The sequence below is a fragment of the Yinghuangia sp. ASG 101 genome (assembly GCF_021165735.1).
Lineage (GTDB): Bacteria > Actinomycetota > Actinomycetes > Streptomycetales > Streptomycetaceae > Yinghuangia.
The window spans coordinates 6,423,798-6,439,119 of record NZ_CP088911.1; the positions used below are offsets into that span (position 1 = coordinate 6,423,798).

Annotated in this window: 15 protein-coding genes; 7 read left to right on the forward strand and 8 right to left on the reverse strand. The window is 71.2% G+C overall.

Annotated elements, in window-relative coordinates; translation table 11 throughout:
• Nucleotide 1: 1 nt before the first annotated feature.
• A complete protein-coding gene (locus tag LO772_RS27575) occupies nucleotides 2–2,011 on the reverse strand; it encodes a CpsD/CapB family tyrosine-protein kinase (protein ID WP_231774730.1) in 2,010 nt (669 codons plus the stop codon).
• A gap of 252 nt (nucleotides 2,012–2,263) precedes the next feature.
• Nucleotides 2,264–3,427: a glycosyltransferase gene (locus LO772_RS27580; protein WP_231774731.1), complete on the reverse strand. Its 1,164-nt coding sequence runs from the start codon at nucleotides 3,425–3,427 to the stop codon at nucleotides 2,264–2,266.
• Nucleotides 3,428–3,648: 221 nt separating this feature from the next.
• On the opposite strand from LO772_RS27580, the gene LO772_RS27585 reads away from it, so the two are divergent.
• The 5 genes from LO772_RS27585 (at nucleotide 3,649) to LO772_RS27605 (ending at nucleotide 9,115) form a co-directional block, all read left to right on the forward strand.
• Nucleotides 3,649–4,827 (forward strand): glycosyltransferase, encoded by a 1,179-nt coding sequence (locus LO772_RS27585; protein WP_231774732.1) that lies wholly within the window; start codon nucleotides 3,649–3,651, stop codon nucleotides 4,825–4,827.
• Nucleotides 4,828–4,929: 102 nt separating this feature from the next.
• A complete protein-coding gene (locus LO772_RS27590; protein WP_231774733.1) occupies nucleotides 4,930–5,862 on the forward strand; it encodes an ABC transporter permease in 933 nt (310 codons plus the stop codon).
• Entirely contained in the window at nucleotides 5,852–7,027 is a 1,176-nt protein-coding gene (locus tag LO772_RS27595) for an ABC transporter ATP-binding protein (RefSeq protein WP_231774734.1), read from the forward strand. Before LO772_RS27590 ends, LO772_RS27595 begins: the two co-directional genes overlap by 11 nt.
• A gap of 31 nt (nucleotides 7,028–7,058) precedes the next feature.
• Nucleotides 7,059–8,219: a glycosyltransferase family 4 protein gene (locus tag LO772_RS27600; RefSeq protein WP_231774735.1), complete on the forward strand. Its 1,161-nt coding sequence runs from the start codon at nucleotides 7,059–7,061 to the stop codon at nucleotides 8,217–8,219.
• Nucleotides 8,216–9,115 carry a glycosyltransferase gene (locus LO772_RS27605; RefSeq protein WP_231774736.1) on the forward strand — a complete coding sequence of 300 codons (900 nt, stop codon included), beginning with the start codon at nucleotides 8,216–8,218 and terminating at the stop codon, nucleotides 9,113–9,115. The genes LO772_RS27600 and LO772_RS27605 overlap by 4 nt, the downstream gene beginning before the upstream one ends.
• 246 nt (nucleotides 9,116–9,361) lie before the next feature.
• Here LO772_RS27605 and LO772_RS27610 read toward each other — a convergent pair whose 3' ends face one another.
• Entirely contained in the window at nucleotides 9,362–10,042 is a 681-nt protein-coding gene (locus tag LO772_RS27610) for a uracil-DNA glycosylase (protein ID WP_231774737.1), read from the reverse strand.
• A 210-nt stretch (nucleotides 10,043–10,252) separates the two neighbouring features.
• On the opposite strand from LO772_RS27610, the gene LO772_RS27615 reads away from it, so the two are divergent.
• A complete protein-coding gene (locus LO772_RS27615) occupies nucleotides 10,253–11,416 on the forward strand; it encodes a glycosyltransferase family 4 protein (RefSeq protein ID WP_231774738.1) in 1,164 nt (387 codons plus the stop codon).
• A 34-nt stretch (nucleotides 11,417–11,450) separates the two neighbouring features.
• Nucleotides 11,451–12,047, forward strand: a complete 597-nt coding sequence (locus LO772_RS27620) for a class I SAM-dependent methyltransferase (protein ID WP_231774739.1) — start codon at nucleotides 11,451–11,453, stop codon at nucleotides 12,045–12,047.
• 8 nt (nucleotides 12,048–12,055) lie between these two features.
• Here the strand turns inward: LO772_RS27620 and LO772_RS27625 are convergent, their stop codons facing one another.
• The 5 genes from LO772_RS27625 to LO772_RS27645 are packed head-to-tail and all read right to left on the reverse strand — an operon-like array spanning nucleotide 12,056 to nucleotide 15,282.
• Nucleotides 12,056–12,496: an NUDIX hydrolase gene (locus LO772_RS27625; RefSeq protein WP_231774740.1), complete on the reverse strand. Its 441-nt coding sequence runs from the start codon at nucleotides 12,494–12,496 to the stop codon at nucleotides 12,056–12,058.
• 24 nt (nucleotides 12,497–12,520) lie between these two features.
• Entirely contained in the window at nucleotides 12,521–13,312 is a 792-nt protein-coding gene (locus LO772_RS27630; RefSeq protein WP_231774741.1) for an STM4013/SEN3800 family hydrolase, read from the reverse strand.
• A complete protein-coding gene (locus LO772_RS27635; protein ID WP_231774742.1) occupies nucleotides 13,309–13,803 on the reverse strand; it encodes a hypothetical protein in 495 nt (164 codons plus the stop codon). The genes LO772_RS27630 and LO772_RS27635 overlap by 4 nt, the downstream gene beginning before the upstream one ends.
• Nucleotides 13,787–14,446, reverse strand: a complete 660-nt coding sequence (locus LO772_RS27640; protein ID WP_231774743.1) for a thymidylate kinase — start codon at nucleotides 14,444–14,446, stop codon at nucleotides 13,787–13,789. Before LO772_RS27640 ends, LO772_RS27635 begins: the two co-directional genes overlap by 17 nt.
• Nucleotides 14,443–15,282 carry a radical SAM protein gene (locus tag LO772_RS27645; RefSeq protein ID WP_231774744.1) on the reverse strand — a complete coding sequence of 280 codons (840 nt, stop codon included), beginning with the start codon at nucleotides 15,280–15,282 and terminating at the stop codon, nucleotides 14,443–14,445. The genes LO772_RS27640 and LO772_RS27645 overlap by 4 nt, the downstream gene beginning before the upstream one ends.
• Between the last annotated feature and the right edge of the window lie 40 nt (nucleotides 15,283–15,322).

Consider the following 15,322-nt stretch of genomic DNA (forward strand, 5'->3'; position numbering starts at 1 on the left):
GTCACGGGCGGTCCTCGGCGCCGGACGTCCGGGTGCCGTGCGCGCGGTGCGTGCCGTGGTCGCCCGGGGCCGCGAAGTGACCGTTCTCGCCCGGGGTTTCGTCGAGGAAGCCGTTGCCGAAGCCGCTCGTTCCGGGGTCGAACACGTCGTCGTGGTCCGCGGGCGGGATGCCGATCGTCCGCAACTCGGCGGTGTGGACCAGCGGGTCGTGCGCCGCGCCGCCGTGCGGCTCCTCGGGCCGAAGGCCGTCGTCCGGCCCGGCGCCGAGCGCGGCCGGCGTGCCGTCGGCGGTGTGCGCCGGGCCGTCGCCGATCGCCGGGCGCTGGGCCCAACTCGGCGCCGCACGCTCGCCGTCGTCGGCGGCGTCGGCCGTACGGTTCGCCCGGCCGCGCGGGATCAGCCCGCTGCCGGGGACGGCCGCCGCGGACCGGCCGCGCCCGCCGCGCACCCCGACGGTCGACGGGTCGGTGCCGATCAGCGCGATGCCCGCGACGGGCACGCCCGTTCGGGTCAGCAGCTCGGACACCCGCGATGCCTGATCCGGGGTCAGGTTGCCGCTGCGCGTGACCACCAGCATCGCGTCGGCGTGCCGCATCAGGTCGTTCGTGTCGTTCGCGAAGAGCAGCGGCGCGCTGTCGAGCAGGACGACGTCCGCGTGGTGCCGTGCGCGTGCGATCACGTCGCCGACGCGCAGCAGCAGCGCGGCGGGGTAACTCGTCGGCGCGCCCCCGGTGATCACCGTGACCTGCGGGATCTCGGTGGACCTGATCACGTGCGCGAGGTCCGTCTCCCGCTCGGACAACAGCAGTTCGGACAACCCGGTGCCGGGTTTGGCGCCCAGGTACAGGTGCGCCTCGGGGTTGCGGAAGTCGCAGTCCAGGACCAGCACCGAGCGCCCGGCCTCGGCGAGCGCCGCCGCGAGGTTGGCGACCGTGACGGTCCGGCCGTCGCCGGGCCGGGGTGAGACGACCAGCAGCACCGGCGCCGGATCGGTGAACCGGCGCGCGGGCAGCGACGACGCGCGCCCGGTGCGCGGCGCGGTCTCGCCCAACCGGAACGCCAGACCGGGCGGCCCGGACAACAGCAGCGCCGACCGCAGCGACCGGTACGCCTCCGCCACCGGACTCCCCGGCCGCGCCGCGACCAGCACCGCGTGGCCGCCACGCATCCGCCGTGGCGCGCGCGGCACTTCGGCGATGACCGGCATCCCGAACGCGTCCTCCACCTGGAGGCGGCTGCGCAGGCGCATGTCCATGCGGTCGACCATCAGCGCGGCGACGAGGCCGAGCGCCAGGCCGAGCAGGCCGGCCAGCGTGATGCGCAACGGCCGCGACGAGGGCGCCAGGATGCTCGTCGCCGCGTCGGCCGAGCTGCGCAGGTTGTCCTGGACGAGGACCCGGGGGTCGTCGAACGGCTGCGACCACTTCGCGACCCGCGCCGCCAGTTCCTCGTACGCCGCCTTCTTGATCGTGAGGTCCGACTGCTGCACGCTCGCGGTCTGCTGGGTGGGCGGCAGCGCCGCGACCGCCTTGCCCAACTGCTCGACCTCGGCGCGGAGCCGGTCGAGCTGGGGCCGCAGGTCGTCGGCGTTCTTCTGGTTCTGGGCCCGCTGCTTCTCCTGGAAGACGCGGGCCGTGGCGTCCGCCCAGGTTCGTGCGAGGACTTCGGTGTCCGCGCGGGTCGGGCCCTCCGCGGTGATCCAGACGACGCCCGCCTCGGTGTCGACGCCGGAGGTGACGCGGGCGGCGATGAGCGACGGTTCCTCGCCCAGCTGCGCGCCGACGGCCTTCGCGACGTCGCCGCCGTCCGAGACGAACTGGACCTGCGCGAGCGGGAATTCCTTGTCCGTCTCCGGGGCGCGCACGATGGAGATGGTGCTCGACCAGTCGTTGCCGACGGTCTTCGGGTTGTCGGGGGTGAGCATGAACCCGGCGACCAACCCCACCGCCAGGCATGCCACCACCAGTTGCCAGCGGCGCTGCAGGACGGAGAAGTAGCTAGAGGTCTCCACCGGTCCCCCTCCGGACTGTGGTCACGACGTGAGCGGACGGGCACAACACGTTCACTCGGCGGACCAACCGTAGTTGACCGTCCGGATGCCGGAGGTGCTCGCTTGTGCCGGAAGTGTGGAGGTTTTGCCCGGACGCCGGCACACCGGACGCCGTCACACCGGAGGCCTTCACACCGGTCGCCGTCACACCGATCGCCGTCAGGCCGGACGGTCGGACGCCGGACCGCCGTCCGGCGGAACGCCGCGCGCCGGTCATGTGCGGCTGCCGGACCGCGCACGCGCGTAAAACTCGACCATGCGGTCGACCACCCGGTCGACCGTGAACGTGTCGAGGAACCGCGCGGCTGCCGCGGCCGCCCTGGCCTCGGCCTCCGCCCGGTCGCTGAGCGCACCGGTCAACGCGGTGGCGAGCGCCGCGGTGTGCCCCGGAGGGACGAGGACCGCGCACTCCGTGGAGCCGACGATCTCGCGCACCGGGGGAAGGTCCGTCGCCACCACGGGAGTTCCGCACCCCATCGCCTCGATGACCACGCTGCCCAGGCCCTCCCAGCGCGACGACAGTGCGAACACATCGGCGGCGCCCATGAGTTCGGCGACGTCCCGCCGCTCGCCGAGGAACCGCACCGACGCCTCGCCGCCGACCTTCTCGGCGGCGGCGCGCAGCCGTTCGGTCTGTGTGCCGGGCGGGCCCGCGAGCAGCAGCACGGCCTCGGGAATGCTCGTCCGCACGCTGCCGAACGCGTCGACGAGGATGTCCAGTCCCTTCTGGTACTCCTGCCGGGCCGCCGCCAGCACGACCGGCGTGTCGGCGCCGATACCGAGCGCCGCGCGGACCGCGTCACGCTGTTTGCGGGCCGCGCCCAGGAGTTCGGGATCACGGCCGCGCGGCACCACGTCGATCCGGGACCGCCGCACCGCGAGCCGACGGGCCATCACGTCCGCGACGTGGTCGGTCAACGCGTGGAACCGGCATACGCCCCGCGCGGTCGCCGCGTCCAGGGCCTGGGCCGCGCGCAGCTTCCACCAGCGCAGGGTCGGCGACGCGAACTGCTCGGGCCCGTAAGCGGAGTTGACCAGGCTCGACACGACCGGGACGCGGCACGTGACCGCAGCCGCGCGCCCGGCCACGTCGGCCTCGAACAGCGTGGAGTGCACGAGATCGGGCGTACGGTCGCGGATCACGCGGCGCAGCCCGGAGACCGTCGCCGCACGGGACTTCGCGTGCACACCGAACAACGACGCGCCCGCGTCCACGAGTTCGGGTTGAAAGCCGTCCATGTCCAGCAGATACGCGACGTCGAGCGTCACGCCGCGGCGGACCAGACGCGACGCCGTCACGGCCAATGCCTGCTCGGCCCCCCCGGCCCGATCGACGCTGTCTATCACGTGCAGCACGTGCACGGGCACAACCCCCATATGTCGCCCAGAGCCTTCGCGTGGACCCGGAACGTGTCCACGAAGCCCGGCCCCACCCGAGTTCGACCCGCCGCACTCCCCGACGGCGGTGCCCCACGGAACCGAGCGTAGCGATCGCGGCGGCGTGCCGACCAAGACCCGGGCAAGAAACCGCCGTTCGACGGCTCTTTTCCGGGCGAGCCCCGTCTTCCCGGACGAGGATCTGTGGCAACCTGCTCGCCATGCACGGCTCTTCACCCCGCGACGGGGTGCTGCACGTGATCACCGATCCGCGGCGCCGCGGGGCCCAGACGTTCGCGTACGACCTGCACCACGAGCTGCGGGCGCGCGGCACGGCGTCGCGCATCGTGGCCCTGGCTCCGGACCCGCCGGCGCCGCCCGCGCCGAACGAGCCGCCCGCGCCGCCCGCGCCGCCGCCCGCCCGAGCACCCGGCGCCCACGACCTCCCGGTTCGCACGCTCGGCAGCCGCCGCCTGGGCCGCGACACGCTGTCGGCCCTGCGCCACGAGGCGAACGGCCACCGCGTCGTCGTCGCGCACGGGTCGTCCACGCTCCCGGCCTGCGCGCTCGCCCTGGCCTTCGCCCGCATCCCCTTCGTCTACGTCAGCATCGGCGACCCCCGGCACTGGGCCCCGACACGGCTGCGCCGACTGCGGGTCGGGCTCATGCTGCGCCGCGCCGAGGCGGTGGCGTCGGTATCGGCACTCGGCCGCGAACTACTCCTTCGGCACTACGGGTTGCCACCCGACCGCGTCCGCTCGATCCCGAACGGACGGCGCCCCGAGGCGTATCCGCGCGTCGACGCCGCCTCGCGCGCCGCCGCCCGCGCGCAACTCGGGGTCCCCGACGACGCGGTGGTCCTGGCCGTGGTCGGCGCGCTCGGGCCGGAGAAGCGCGTCGACGTCGCGATCGAGGCGTTCGCCCGCCTGGCGGCCGACCCGCCGACGCGGCCCGGAGGTGAACTCCTGCTGCTCATCGCGGGGGACGGCGCCCTGCGCGGCCGGCTGACCGACGTCGCCGCCGAACTCGCCCCCGGACGCGTGAGGTTCCTCGGGACGGTGGACGACGCGGGACCCGTCTACCGGGCCGCCGACGCGCTGCTGCTCACCAGCGACAGCGAGGGCGTCCCGGGCGTGCTGGTGGAGGCCGGCCTGTCGGGCATCCCCGCGGTCGCGACGGATGTGGGGTTCGTCCGCGACGTGGTGCTCGACGCGAGGACCGGCGCGCTCGTCGCACCGGGCGACCCGGCGGCGGTCGCGGCCGGGGTCAGGCGGGTGCTCGCGGACGCCGCGACCCTGGGCGCGGCGGCCCACGGGCACTGCGTGGGGACGTACGCGATGGCCTCGGTGGTGGACGCCTGGCAGGAGCTGCTGGAGGGCATCGCGGCGCCGACCGCGTGATCCGATTTCCGGTCGCGGTCGGCCCCCGTGTGCGAGAGTTGACAGCGGACCAGGGAGGGGAAGTCCGTGGGGGACTCTGTGGGGGGGCCTTTCGGCGCGCGCGTGGACGGCGCGCGACCGTACACCCGGATCAACGGCCGTACGCATCAACCACCTCCGGCGCACGCCGCCGAATCACCGCCCGCCGACGCGGATATCGGCCCGCCGCCCGAACTGCGGTTCAAACGCCGCATCGGGCTGCTGCGCGGCATCCGCGAGCTGTGGCACGCCCGCGAGTTGGTGCGCACACTCGCCGAGCGCGACCTGCGCGCCCGCTACAAGCAGGCCGTGCTCGGATTCGCGTGGGCGATCCTGACACCCGTCATGCTCATGATCGTCTTCACGGTCGTGTTCCAACGGGTCGGCAACGTCAGCGAGATCGCGCAGTCACACGGCGCGCCGTACCCGCTGTTCAGCTATGTCGGCCTGCTCGGCTGGACGTTCTTCATGACGGCGGTCACCCAGGGCGCGAGCGCGATCATCTCCAACGGACCGCTGCTGAACAAGGTCTACTGCCCGCGCGAGGTCTTCCCGCTGGCCACCGTCATCGTCGCGCTGTTCGACATGATGATCGCCGCGCTCGTGCTGGTGCTGCTCTTCGGCATCTACACGCAGGCACCGGCCGGAACCTCGTACATCGCCCCGATCTTCCTGGTGATCCAGATCGAAGTCGCCCTGGGCGCCGCGCTGTTGCTGTCGGCCTCGGTCGTCTACTTCCGCGACATCCGGCACATGCTCCCGCTGCTGATGCAGATGGGCATGTTCGCCACCCCGGTCGCGTACGGCCTGGACCAGATCACCAAGGACTGGCTGGTCCCGTACGTCGCCGCCAACCCGCTCGCCGCCGTCATCGACGGATACCGCCGCACGATCCTCTACGGCGAGCACCCCGACTGGCGGCTCACCGGCGTCGCCGCGCTGTCCGCGACGCTCATGCTGCTGATCGGCTACCGGGTCTTCAAGAAGCTCGAAACGGGGATCGCCGATGTCGCCTGACGGGAGCATCGAAGCCGTCCACCTGTGGAAGCGGTTCCGCGCCGACAGCCGCCGCATGCTGCTGCGCGACAACCTGGGCCGCATCGTCCGCAAGGTCACCCGCCGCGACGCCGCGGACTGGCGCTGGGCCCTGCGCGACATCAACCTGCACATCCGGCCGGGCGAGGCCGTCGGTCTGATCGGCTCCAACGGCTCCGGCAAGTCCACGCTGCTCAAGATGCTGACCGGCGTGATGTACCCGTACGCCGGACGCATCGACGTACGCGGGCGCATCGGAGCGCTCATCGAGGTCCGGGCCGGTATTCACCCCGATCTGACGGGGCGTGAAAACGCTTATCTGTACGGCTCGTTGCTCGGACTCAAACGCTCCGAGGTGGCCGCCCGATTCGACGACATCGTGGAATTCGCCGAACTGGGCACGGCCATCGACCGCCAGGTGAAGTGGTACTCGTCCGGTATGCAGATGCGCCTCGGATTCGCCGTCGCCGCGTTCCTGGAGCCCGACGTCCTGCTCGTCGACGAAGTCCTCGCCGTCGGCGACGCGTTGTTCCAGCAGAAATGCCTCGATCGCATGCGCGCGGTCCTCGAACAAGGCACCACTCTCGTCCTCGTCTCCCACGACCTGGCGGCCGTGGAATCCATCTGCACGCGCGGCGTCTGGCTCGAACAAGGCGACATCCGCGCCGACGGCCCGATCCGCACCGCACTGCGCGGCTACCGCGACAGCGTGGAGGAGGAGACCGGGCTGCGCACCAAAACCGACGAGCCCGTGCGCCTGACGCACTGCGACGTCCGCGGCGTCGGGCAGCCCGGCCTCACCACCAGCGCCCCCATGGTCGTCGACCTGGACTTCGCCACCGAACGCGGCGGCCCCGCCGTGCTGCACATCGGGGTCACCGAAGGCACCGCCAACCCGGTCTTCACCGCCCGGCGCGAGATCTTCCTCGGCTGGGCCGGCAACCAGGTGCGCTGCACGATCGGGCAACTGCCCCTGCCGCGCGGGCGGTACGCCCTGTGGGTCGGCATCTACGACGCCGACGGCCACCCGCTCATGGGCTGGGCCCCCGCCCACCAGTTCGACGTCGCCGGGCCCGACCTCGACACGCCGCCGCGCGCGGTCGTGATGGCCGCACCCGTCTACGTCGACCACGTCTGGGAGTCGTGACCACCGTGCGAGCCCCCTACGCGGAGGGCCAGTGACCGACGGACTGGTGTTCCTCCACGCGGGCGCCTTCTCCGGCTCCGCCCCCGGACTCCTGCGCGCCCTGCGGGAGTTGACCGACGTCACGGCGTACGACCTGATGCCGCTCGCCCGCGACCCCCGGCTCGCGGGGGCCCGCGTGCGCGCGACCGCCGAGGCCCGGCTCTTCGGCGCCGGGACGCCGTGGACCAAGACCACCGCCTGGCCGAGGGCCGTCCAGGGGCACATCGCCCGCAAGGGCCTCCTTGACAGCGAACGGCCGGTGCTCATCGTGCAGTCGCTGCCCGCGATCGTCCCGCCCGCCGGAGTGCGGTACGCGGTCTACACCGACCGCGTCGGGCTCGAGGGGACATCCGGGATCTCGGGGGTGGCTCCAGCCCCCGGGCCTCCGTCGCCACCGGCGCCGCGGTCCGGGCCCTCGCCGGACCCCGACGACCCCGCGGGCGGCAGCGGCGCGCACCGGTCGCGCTACACGCCCGGGTGGCTCGACCGCGAACGCGCCATGATCGCCGGGGCACACCGGATCTACGTCATGGGCCACAGCACCGCCGACGCCGTCGTGCGCCGCTACGGAGTCCCCGGCGAACGGGTCGAGGTGGTCGGCGCGGGGGTGAACGTACCCGCGGATCCCCCGGCCGCCGAGCGCCGACTCCCCGACGGGCCACCCGCGTTGCTGTTCGTCGGCGTCGAATGGGAGCGCAAGGGCGGCCCCGAACTGATCGAGGCGTTCGTGCGGGTGCACGCCGAGAACCCCGCGTGGCGTCTGACCCTGGCCGGCGGCGCCCCCGCCGGAGCCCTGCCCCCCGGCGTCACCGCCGTCGGGCGCGTGCCGCACGACCGCATGCCCGAGCTGTACGCGCGGGCGGACGCACTCGTCATCCCCACCCACCGCGAGCCGTTCGGCATCGCCCTGGTCGAGGCGATCTCACGCGGACTCCCGTGCGTCGGCACGACCGTGGGCAACCAGCGCACGATCGTCGCGGACGCGGGCATCCTCGTCGAGCCCGGGGATGTCGACGCACTCACCCGCGCCCTGCGCGGGCTCGACAGCGACTACCCGGGCCTGCGGCGCCGCGCCGAGGCGCGCGGAGCCGTCCTGCGCGACACGATGACGTGGCCGCACGTGGCCCGCACGATCTGGGAGGGGCTGGGGTGACCGGCGATGCCTACGCACCGCGCCAAACGCCTTCCGTGGCCGCGGTGTTCGTCACCTACAACCGAGCCGGCCTGCTGCGCGAGACGCTGGCCGCGACGGCGAAGTCCACCCGTGCGGCGGACGAGGTCATCGTCGTCGACAACGCGTCCACGGACGACACCGCGGCCATGTTGGCGGCCGAGTTCCCCGGCGTCACCCACATCCGGCTCGCCGCGAACACCGGGGCCGCGGGCGGGTTCGCGGCCGGGCTGCGCGCCGCCGAGGCCCACGGGCACGACTGGGCCTGGCTGTTCAACGACGACGACCACCCGGTGCCCGACGCACTGGCCACGATGCTCGCCCGGCTGCCGGAACTGCCGGACCGGACCGCGATGTTCGCCTCGTGGCTGATCGACGACACCGGAACCGTCGCCCGGCTCGGCTCGGGCTGGCGCGACCGCAGGCTGCCCCTCGTCGAACCCCCGCCCGGCGGCGGCCCGTACCCGGTCGACGTCCTGATCTTCGCCGGAGCCCTGGTCAACACCGCCGCGGTGCGCGAAATCGGGGTGCCCAAGCCGGAGTACTTCATGATGTGGGAGGAGATGGAGTACTGCGTGCGCGCCCGCCGTACCGGCTGGGCCGTGTACATCCTCCCCGAACCCCTGGTCGCCACCCTCCACGTCGGCGCGGCCTCCGCACCGCCGTGGCGCCTGTACTACCAGTCGCGCAACCACTTGGCGATGGCCCTGGAACACCGCTCGCCCGCCGAGATCTGGCACTGGGCGGTACGCCAGGCCAAGTTCACCGCGGTCACCCTGGCACGGCAGGACCGCAAGGCGGCACGGACGAAGGCGCGTGCGCTGGGGGCGTGGCACGCGCTGCGGGGGAGGACGGGGCGCACGGTGCCGCCGGTGTGACGTGCGGGTCGTGCCGGCGTGCCGGGGGTGCTCGACCGGCGAAGTCCCCGGTGTCGTCGGGCTCGTGAGCGGCGGACGGCCGTGGCGCCACGTGAGCGGCCTCGGCGGACGAACGGTCCGCCCGCCGCCGGGCCGACCGGGGCCGGGCGGTGCGATCCGGCTGACCCCGCGTCGGCCGCGTCCGCCGGTCGCGTCCCGGCCGCGCCCCGCGCGCGTCCGGGACGCCGGCCCCGCGCCGAGCCCGCGTCAGGGCAACCGCCAGTCGATCGGGTTCGCTCCCATGTGCGCCAGCATCGAGTTCGTCCGGCTGAACGGGCGCGAGCCGAAGAAGCCGCCGTTCGCCGACATCGGGCTCGGATGCGCCGATTCGACGGCCGGGATCGAACTCCCGAGCAGCGGACGGAGATTGCGGGCGTCCCGGCCCCACAGGATCGCCGTCATCGGCTTGCCGCGCTCCACCAGGGCCCGTATCGCCTGCTCGGTGACGGGCTCCCAGCCCTTGTCGCGGTGCGCTCCGGGTTTGCGCGGCGCGGTGGTGAGGGCGCGGTTGAGCAGCAGCACGCCCTGCCGCGTCCACGGCGTGAGGTCGCCGTTCGACGGCATCGGCAGACCGAGGTCGGTGGTCAGCTCGCGAAAGATGTTGATCAGACTGGGCGGCAGCGGGCTGACGTCGGGGGCGACCGAGAAACTCAGCCCGACCGCGTGGCCCGGCGTGGGATACGGGTCCTGCCCGACGATGAGCACGCGTACGTCGTCGAACGGCTGGGTGAACGCGCGCAGGATGTTCGCGCCCGCCGGGACGTAGCTGCGGCCCTCCGCGATCTCGCGGCGCAGGAAGTCGCCCATCGCCGCGATATTGTCGGCGACCGGTTCCAAAGCCTTGGCCCAGCCTGCTTCGACGGTCTCATGTAGTGGTCGTGCGGCCATGGTGCGTCACCCTATCGGCCCAAGGCGACACCGAGCGGCGACCGCGGCACCCGCACGGTCGTCCGCGAATCCCCGACCCGTCTCGGGGTCGATCCGCGGGATTCGCCGACCACCCCCCAGGGCCGGTGTGCGGCTGGAAGGATGGGGCCACGGTGGAGCGGGAGGGGAGTTCCGTTCCCGGGGTGGGGACCGCTGGGGGGAGAGCAGCGCATGCGTGTCGTGGTGATCGTCGGGTTTCCCGGAGTCCCGTGGGAGACGGACTGGGTCAAGGCCTCGGGGTACGCGGCGGAGGTCATCCGGCTGTCGAACACCGACGCGTTGACGTGGCCCCGGGTGGAGGGCGCGCCGTACCTCGCACAGGATCCGGACGACCCCCGGCACTACCAGATCAAGACGTTCGGCTGGCGGCCGTCCCGGATCCTCGGGCGCGTCTCGCACACCATGATGGCCCGCCGCTACCGGCGGGCGGTGCGCTACATCGCACGCACCCACGGAACCGTCGACGTCGTCCACGCGCACTTCTATTGGGCGCACTACCTGGTGGCGATGAAGCGCGAGCTGGCCATCCCGTATGTGGTCACCGAACACCACACGTCCTGGCAGGGCCACTGGACCGAGCCGCCGCCGAGTCCGCTCGGGATCAAGCGCGCCCGCGAGCTGTACGCGGGGGCGGCGACGGTGGTCACGGTGTGCGGGTCGCTGCGAGACAAGATCACCGCGTACGGACTGACCGGCAACTTCGAGGTCGTGTACAACCCCGTCGACGCGTCGGGCTTCGCGCTCCCGGCCCCCGACGCGGGGCGTGCCTCCCGGCGCGACACCGTCGAGTTCGTCTCGGTGGCGCGCCTGGCGCCCGCGAAGGGGTTCGACGTGCTCATCGACGCCTTCGCGGCGGCCTCGCGCGAGGACCCCCGGCTGCGTCTGACGATCGTCGGCGACGGCCGCGAGCGGCCCAAGCTGGAGGAACAGGCGGCGCGGTCGCGCGTCGCCGACGTCGTCACCTTCGCCGGGCGCCTGCCGCGTTCCGAAATCGCCCGGCTGCTGAGCGAATCCGACGCCTTTGTTCTCGCGTCCCGCGCCGAGAACCTGACCGTCGCCGTCCTTGAGGCGTGGTGCGCCGGGCTCCCGGTCGTCACCACCGACGTCGGGGGGCACGCGGAGGTCATGGAACCGCATCTCGGACACCTCGTCCCCTCCGAGGACACGGCAGCCCTGGCCGCCGCGCTGCGCGCCGTGGCGGACGCCCCGGAGGCGTACGACCGGCACCGCATCGCGGTCGAGGCGCGGAAGAAGTTCGCGCCGGAGGCGGTCGGCGCCGAACTGGAGCGGATCTACCGTTCGGCCGTCGCGGGCGGTAAGGCAGGATCGGTGTAGCGACACCAGCGCACGACAAGGAAAGGCGGTCCACGTGGACGCGAAGGCATGGGACGAGCGGTACGCCGGAACCGAGCTGGTGTGGTCCGCCGAACCAAACCGCTTCGTCGCGGCGGAGACCACCGACCTGAAGCCCGGCCGAGCCCTCGACCTCGCCGCAGGCGAGGGCCGCAACTCCATCTGGCTTGCCAAACAGGGCTGGCAGGTCACCGCCGTCGACTTCTCCGCCGCCGCCCTCGCGAAGGGCAAACTGCTCGCCGACGCCCAAGGCGCGACCGTCGACTGGCTCACCGCCGACCTGGTCACCTGGACCCCCGAAGCCGAGTCCTACGACCTCGTCCTGATCGCCTACCTCCACCTCCCCGAGGACGAGATGCGCGACGTCCTCACAAAAGCCGCCGCCGCACTCGCCCCAGGAGGCACGCTCCTCCTCATCGGCCACGACCTGACCAACCTCACCGAAGGCACGGGCGGTCCCCAGGACCCGTCCATCCTCCACACCCCGGAAACCGTCGCAGACGCGATGCCTGATCTCCGCATCACCCGCGCCGAGCGAGTCCACCGCCCGGTCACCGTCGAGGGCGAACCCCGCGAAGCCATCGACACCCTCGTCCGCGCAACCCGTTCCTGAGAGGCCCTTCAGTCTCCCTGCCGGTCGGCCAACAGCAGCGCAAGCGGACCGGCAGGAAGGAGAAACTGCCCGTCGGCAAGAGCGGCAAGCGCATCTTGCATCGACCACCAGGAGAGCGCGAACCCCTCTTCGGTAGGCGTGAGTTGCTGCGGCCCCAGCGTCAACTGCCGGGCTTCGAACAGGTGCACCCGAGCAGGCGATGCCAGCGTGATCGCGTACGTCCCCAAAGACCGCCAGGCCGCTGCGGTGATCCCCGCCTCCTCACGGAGTTCGCGCCGCGCGCATTCTTCCGGTGTCTCATCGCCTTCTCTGCGACCTCCGGGCAGGAACAGGTACTCACCGCCGTGACGCGGAAATTCCGCTGACAGGAGTGCTACTTGCCCGTCACCGTCGCGGGCCACCACGACCGCCGCGTCCCGCGCGGGAGGGGCTCCCGTTACATCGCTCATGCCGCGCGAGCTTAGCCGTGCCTGTCACCGGACCATGGCCGCGAAAGGCACGTTCATCACCGCGGGATGAGCTATCCCTCGGCCGTGGTAGCCGTCGTCTCCATACGCGTCGCCGTGGTCGGCACAAATGATGATCAGCCATGGGCGTTGAGTGTCCAGGTCGGCGACGAGCCGGCCCAAGTGAACGTCGGCGTAGGCGAGCGCGGCAAGTTGTGACCGTGCGCTGTCGACGCTTTCGCCGACGTAGTGGCCGTGGGGGACGTGAGTGGCCGATACGTTGACGAACAGGAACAACGGTTGGGATTCATAGGCTGCGGCGATTTCCAGGGCGTGGTCGACCTGCCACCTGGTGGAGCCCAGTGCCGGTGAGCAGAATTCGGGGCGCCAGTGGTCTTCGTCGAAGAGATCCGGCAAAACTGAGCCAAGTGGAGTTTCGCGGGAGAAGTAGGTGACGCCTCCGATACACGCGGTGTGGTACCCGTAGGCTCTGAGACCGGTGAGGAGGTTCCGTGATTCGAACACGAAAGTCTCCGCCCGTACCGTCTTGAACGCCGGGGGACGGCATTCCCACAGACGCGGGGGTTGCTCGGGCTGTGGGAGCTTGGGCAGGAAACCGTGGAAGAACGCAATGTGCGCGGGCAGGGTGAACGTGCCTGGTGTGTGGCGCCGTTCCCACCCGCCTGGCGGAAGGATAGTTGCCAGGTGAGGTGTCAGACCGTCGTCGTAGGCGGACCGGGCGACGTCGTAGCGCAGCGAGTCGAGGGTCACGAACAGGATTCCGGCGCCGTCTCGGATCAGCTCGGCTGCGTTGATCATGCCTGGCCCGCTCTCGGATAAGGTGTGATCATGCCCTCGGCTGCTGCGTTCACGGGGATAGGCATCCGGTCGTCAGCGATCCGGCGGCGGATTTGGGCGAGACCGGAGTTCTCGGTCAGCGGCTGACCGAGGCCGTCGTACAAGACGATACGAACTGTCTCACCATTGTCGGTGCCTGCCGAGGTCACCAAGATCCCTGGTACACCCCCAAGCGCACCGATGGCAGCCCGCAGTTCAGCCTCGGTGGCGACGCCTAGATCCATCACCTCGCACTTGTAGTGTTCGGCGTTGGTGGCGCCGAGGCATGCCCGACGGTGGAATTCGGCGCTGGTCGGGCGTCCGTCGTGGGCTGCTGCGAGTCGGTGCGTCTTGGTGACGACGACCAGACAAGCGCCTAACCACCAACCGACGTCTTCATGGATTTGGCCGGGGAATTGGCCGATGGCTACGCCCTCGCGGATTACGGCGTCGGTGTCAATGGGCCTGAGCACGCGTCGCCTCCACATGCGTCATGATTTGGTTGACGAGTTCGGCGGGAGTAACACCATCGGTGTCGAGGATCACGGCGGTGGCGTCCTCGTCCGCCACCGTCTCGAAGTTCGCGAGCAACCGGGACAGGCGTCCGGGCATGCCGAACACTTCGACATCGTCCGAAGTCAACGTCCCTTGCTCTCGCTTGGCCGCCAAACGTTCACGCAGCATCGGTTTCGAGCAGTGCAGGTAGAACGAGAGGTCGGGTGTTTCGAGATACGGATCGAACGGCTGCATCAGGTGCATCACGGCGCGGACATCGAGATTGTGAACAGCACTGTGGCAGGCGATCACCGAAGCCCGGTAGCGGTCCGCGATCACCGGGAGGGCGGCGCGCCGCTCGCGTACAACGTCGGAAACCTGGAGCAGGCCGGACAGGTAGAAGGCGAACTGCGGCAGCGGCCTCAGGCGCACGTTCGCCGAGGTCGACCACCCAGTGTGTGGCTCGGTGAGTGTGTGGAGCGCAGTGCCGTGAAGGCGTTCGGCGAGAAGTCGGGCCACGGTGGACTTTCCGATGCCCGACACGCCTTCGAGGACCAACATCGGTCCAGGACGGGAGCCAGGTGTGATCGGTCGGTACGGCGGCGAGGTAAGCAGGCTCATTGGGTCCCCTCCGTGAAAGCCGCGACGTGCGCGGCGACTGCTGCGGCGAGCTGTCTGGGATTGGTCAACAGGCTGGTAAGGTCCAGACGCAGGTCATCCCGCAGGAGGCAGGGCTGGAGACCTCCGGCGTGGTCCACGCGCAGTGCCCAGAAGCCTTCAACGCACTTCGTCCGCAGGGGGCAAGTACCACACTGGCCGACGTGATGGCGCCCGAGATGTCGGTGGATGACGTCGATCTCCACCCCGTCGATGCGGAAGACCCGCCGCTCTTGCCCGACGCCGGCGACTTCCGTGTGCTCATCGCGGGTGAGGCTCCGCAGATACGCCACAGTGTCGTCTGCGGCGACTGCCGAGATCGCACGTCCTTGGTTGAAATCGGTGCCGACCATCTCGATGAACTGCACTGGCAGTCGGCGCTCCAAGGCGAAGTCGAGGATGGCCCTGATTTCATGCGCGTTGTCCTGGACCAGAACGCAGTTCAGCTCAACGCGCTCGAAGGTTTCGCGCGCCGCCTCGATGCCTTCCAGGATCGTGGCGATGCCGATTCGTGTGCTTGTGATGGCCCGCAGTGATGCGTCCGAGAAGTAGTGCAACGGGATCTTCACCTTGTCCAGCCGTGTCGAACTGAGACACGCGCAATTCGCGCGCATACGTGTGCCGTTCGTGAACAACGTGTACGAGCCGTCCGGACCTGCTGCGGGCAGCCGCTCCAACACGGGCCGGGCCAGCGGTGAGACCGGGGGCTCACCACCAGTGAAGTACACGCGTTTGAGGCCGGTGTTCTGCATCGCGGAGATGATCTCGACGTAGTGCTCAGAACAAAGTTCCGGCAGCATGTGGCCGCCGTGTCGGATCTCCTCGGGTGATCCGGGGCGG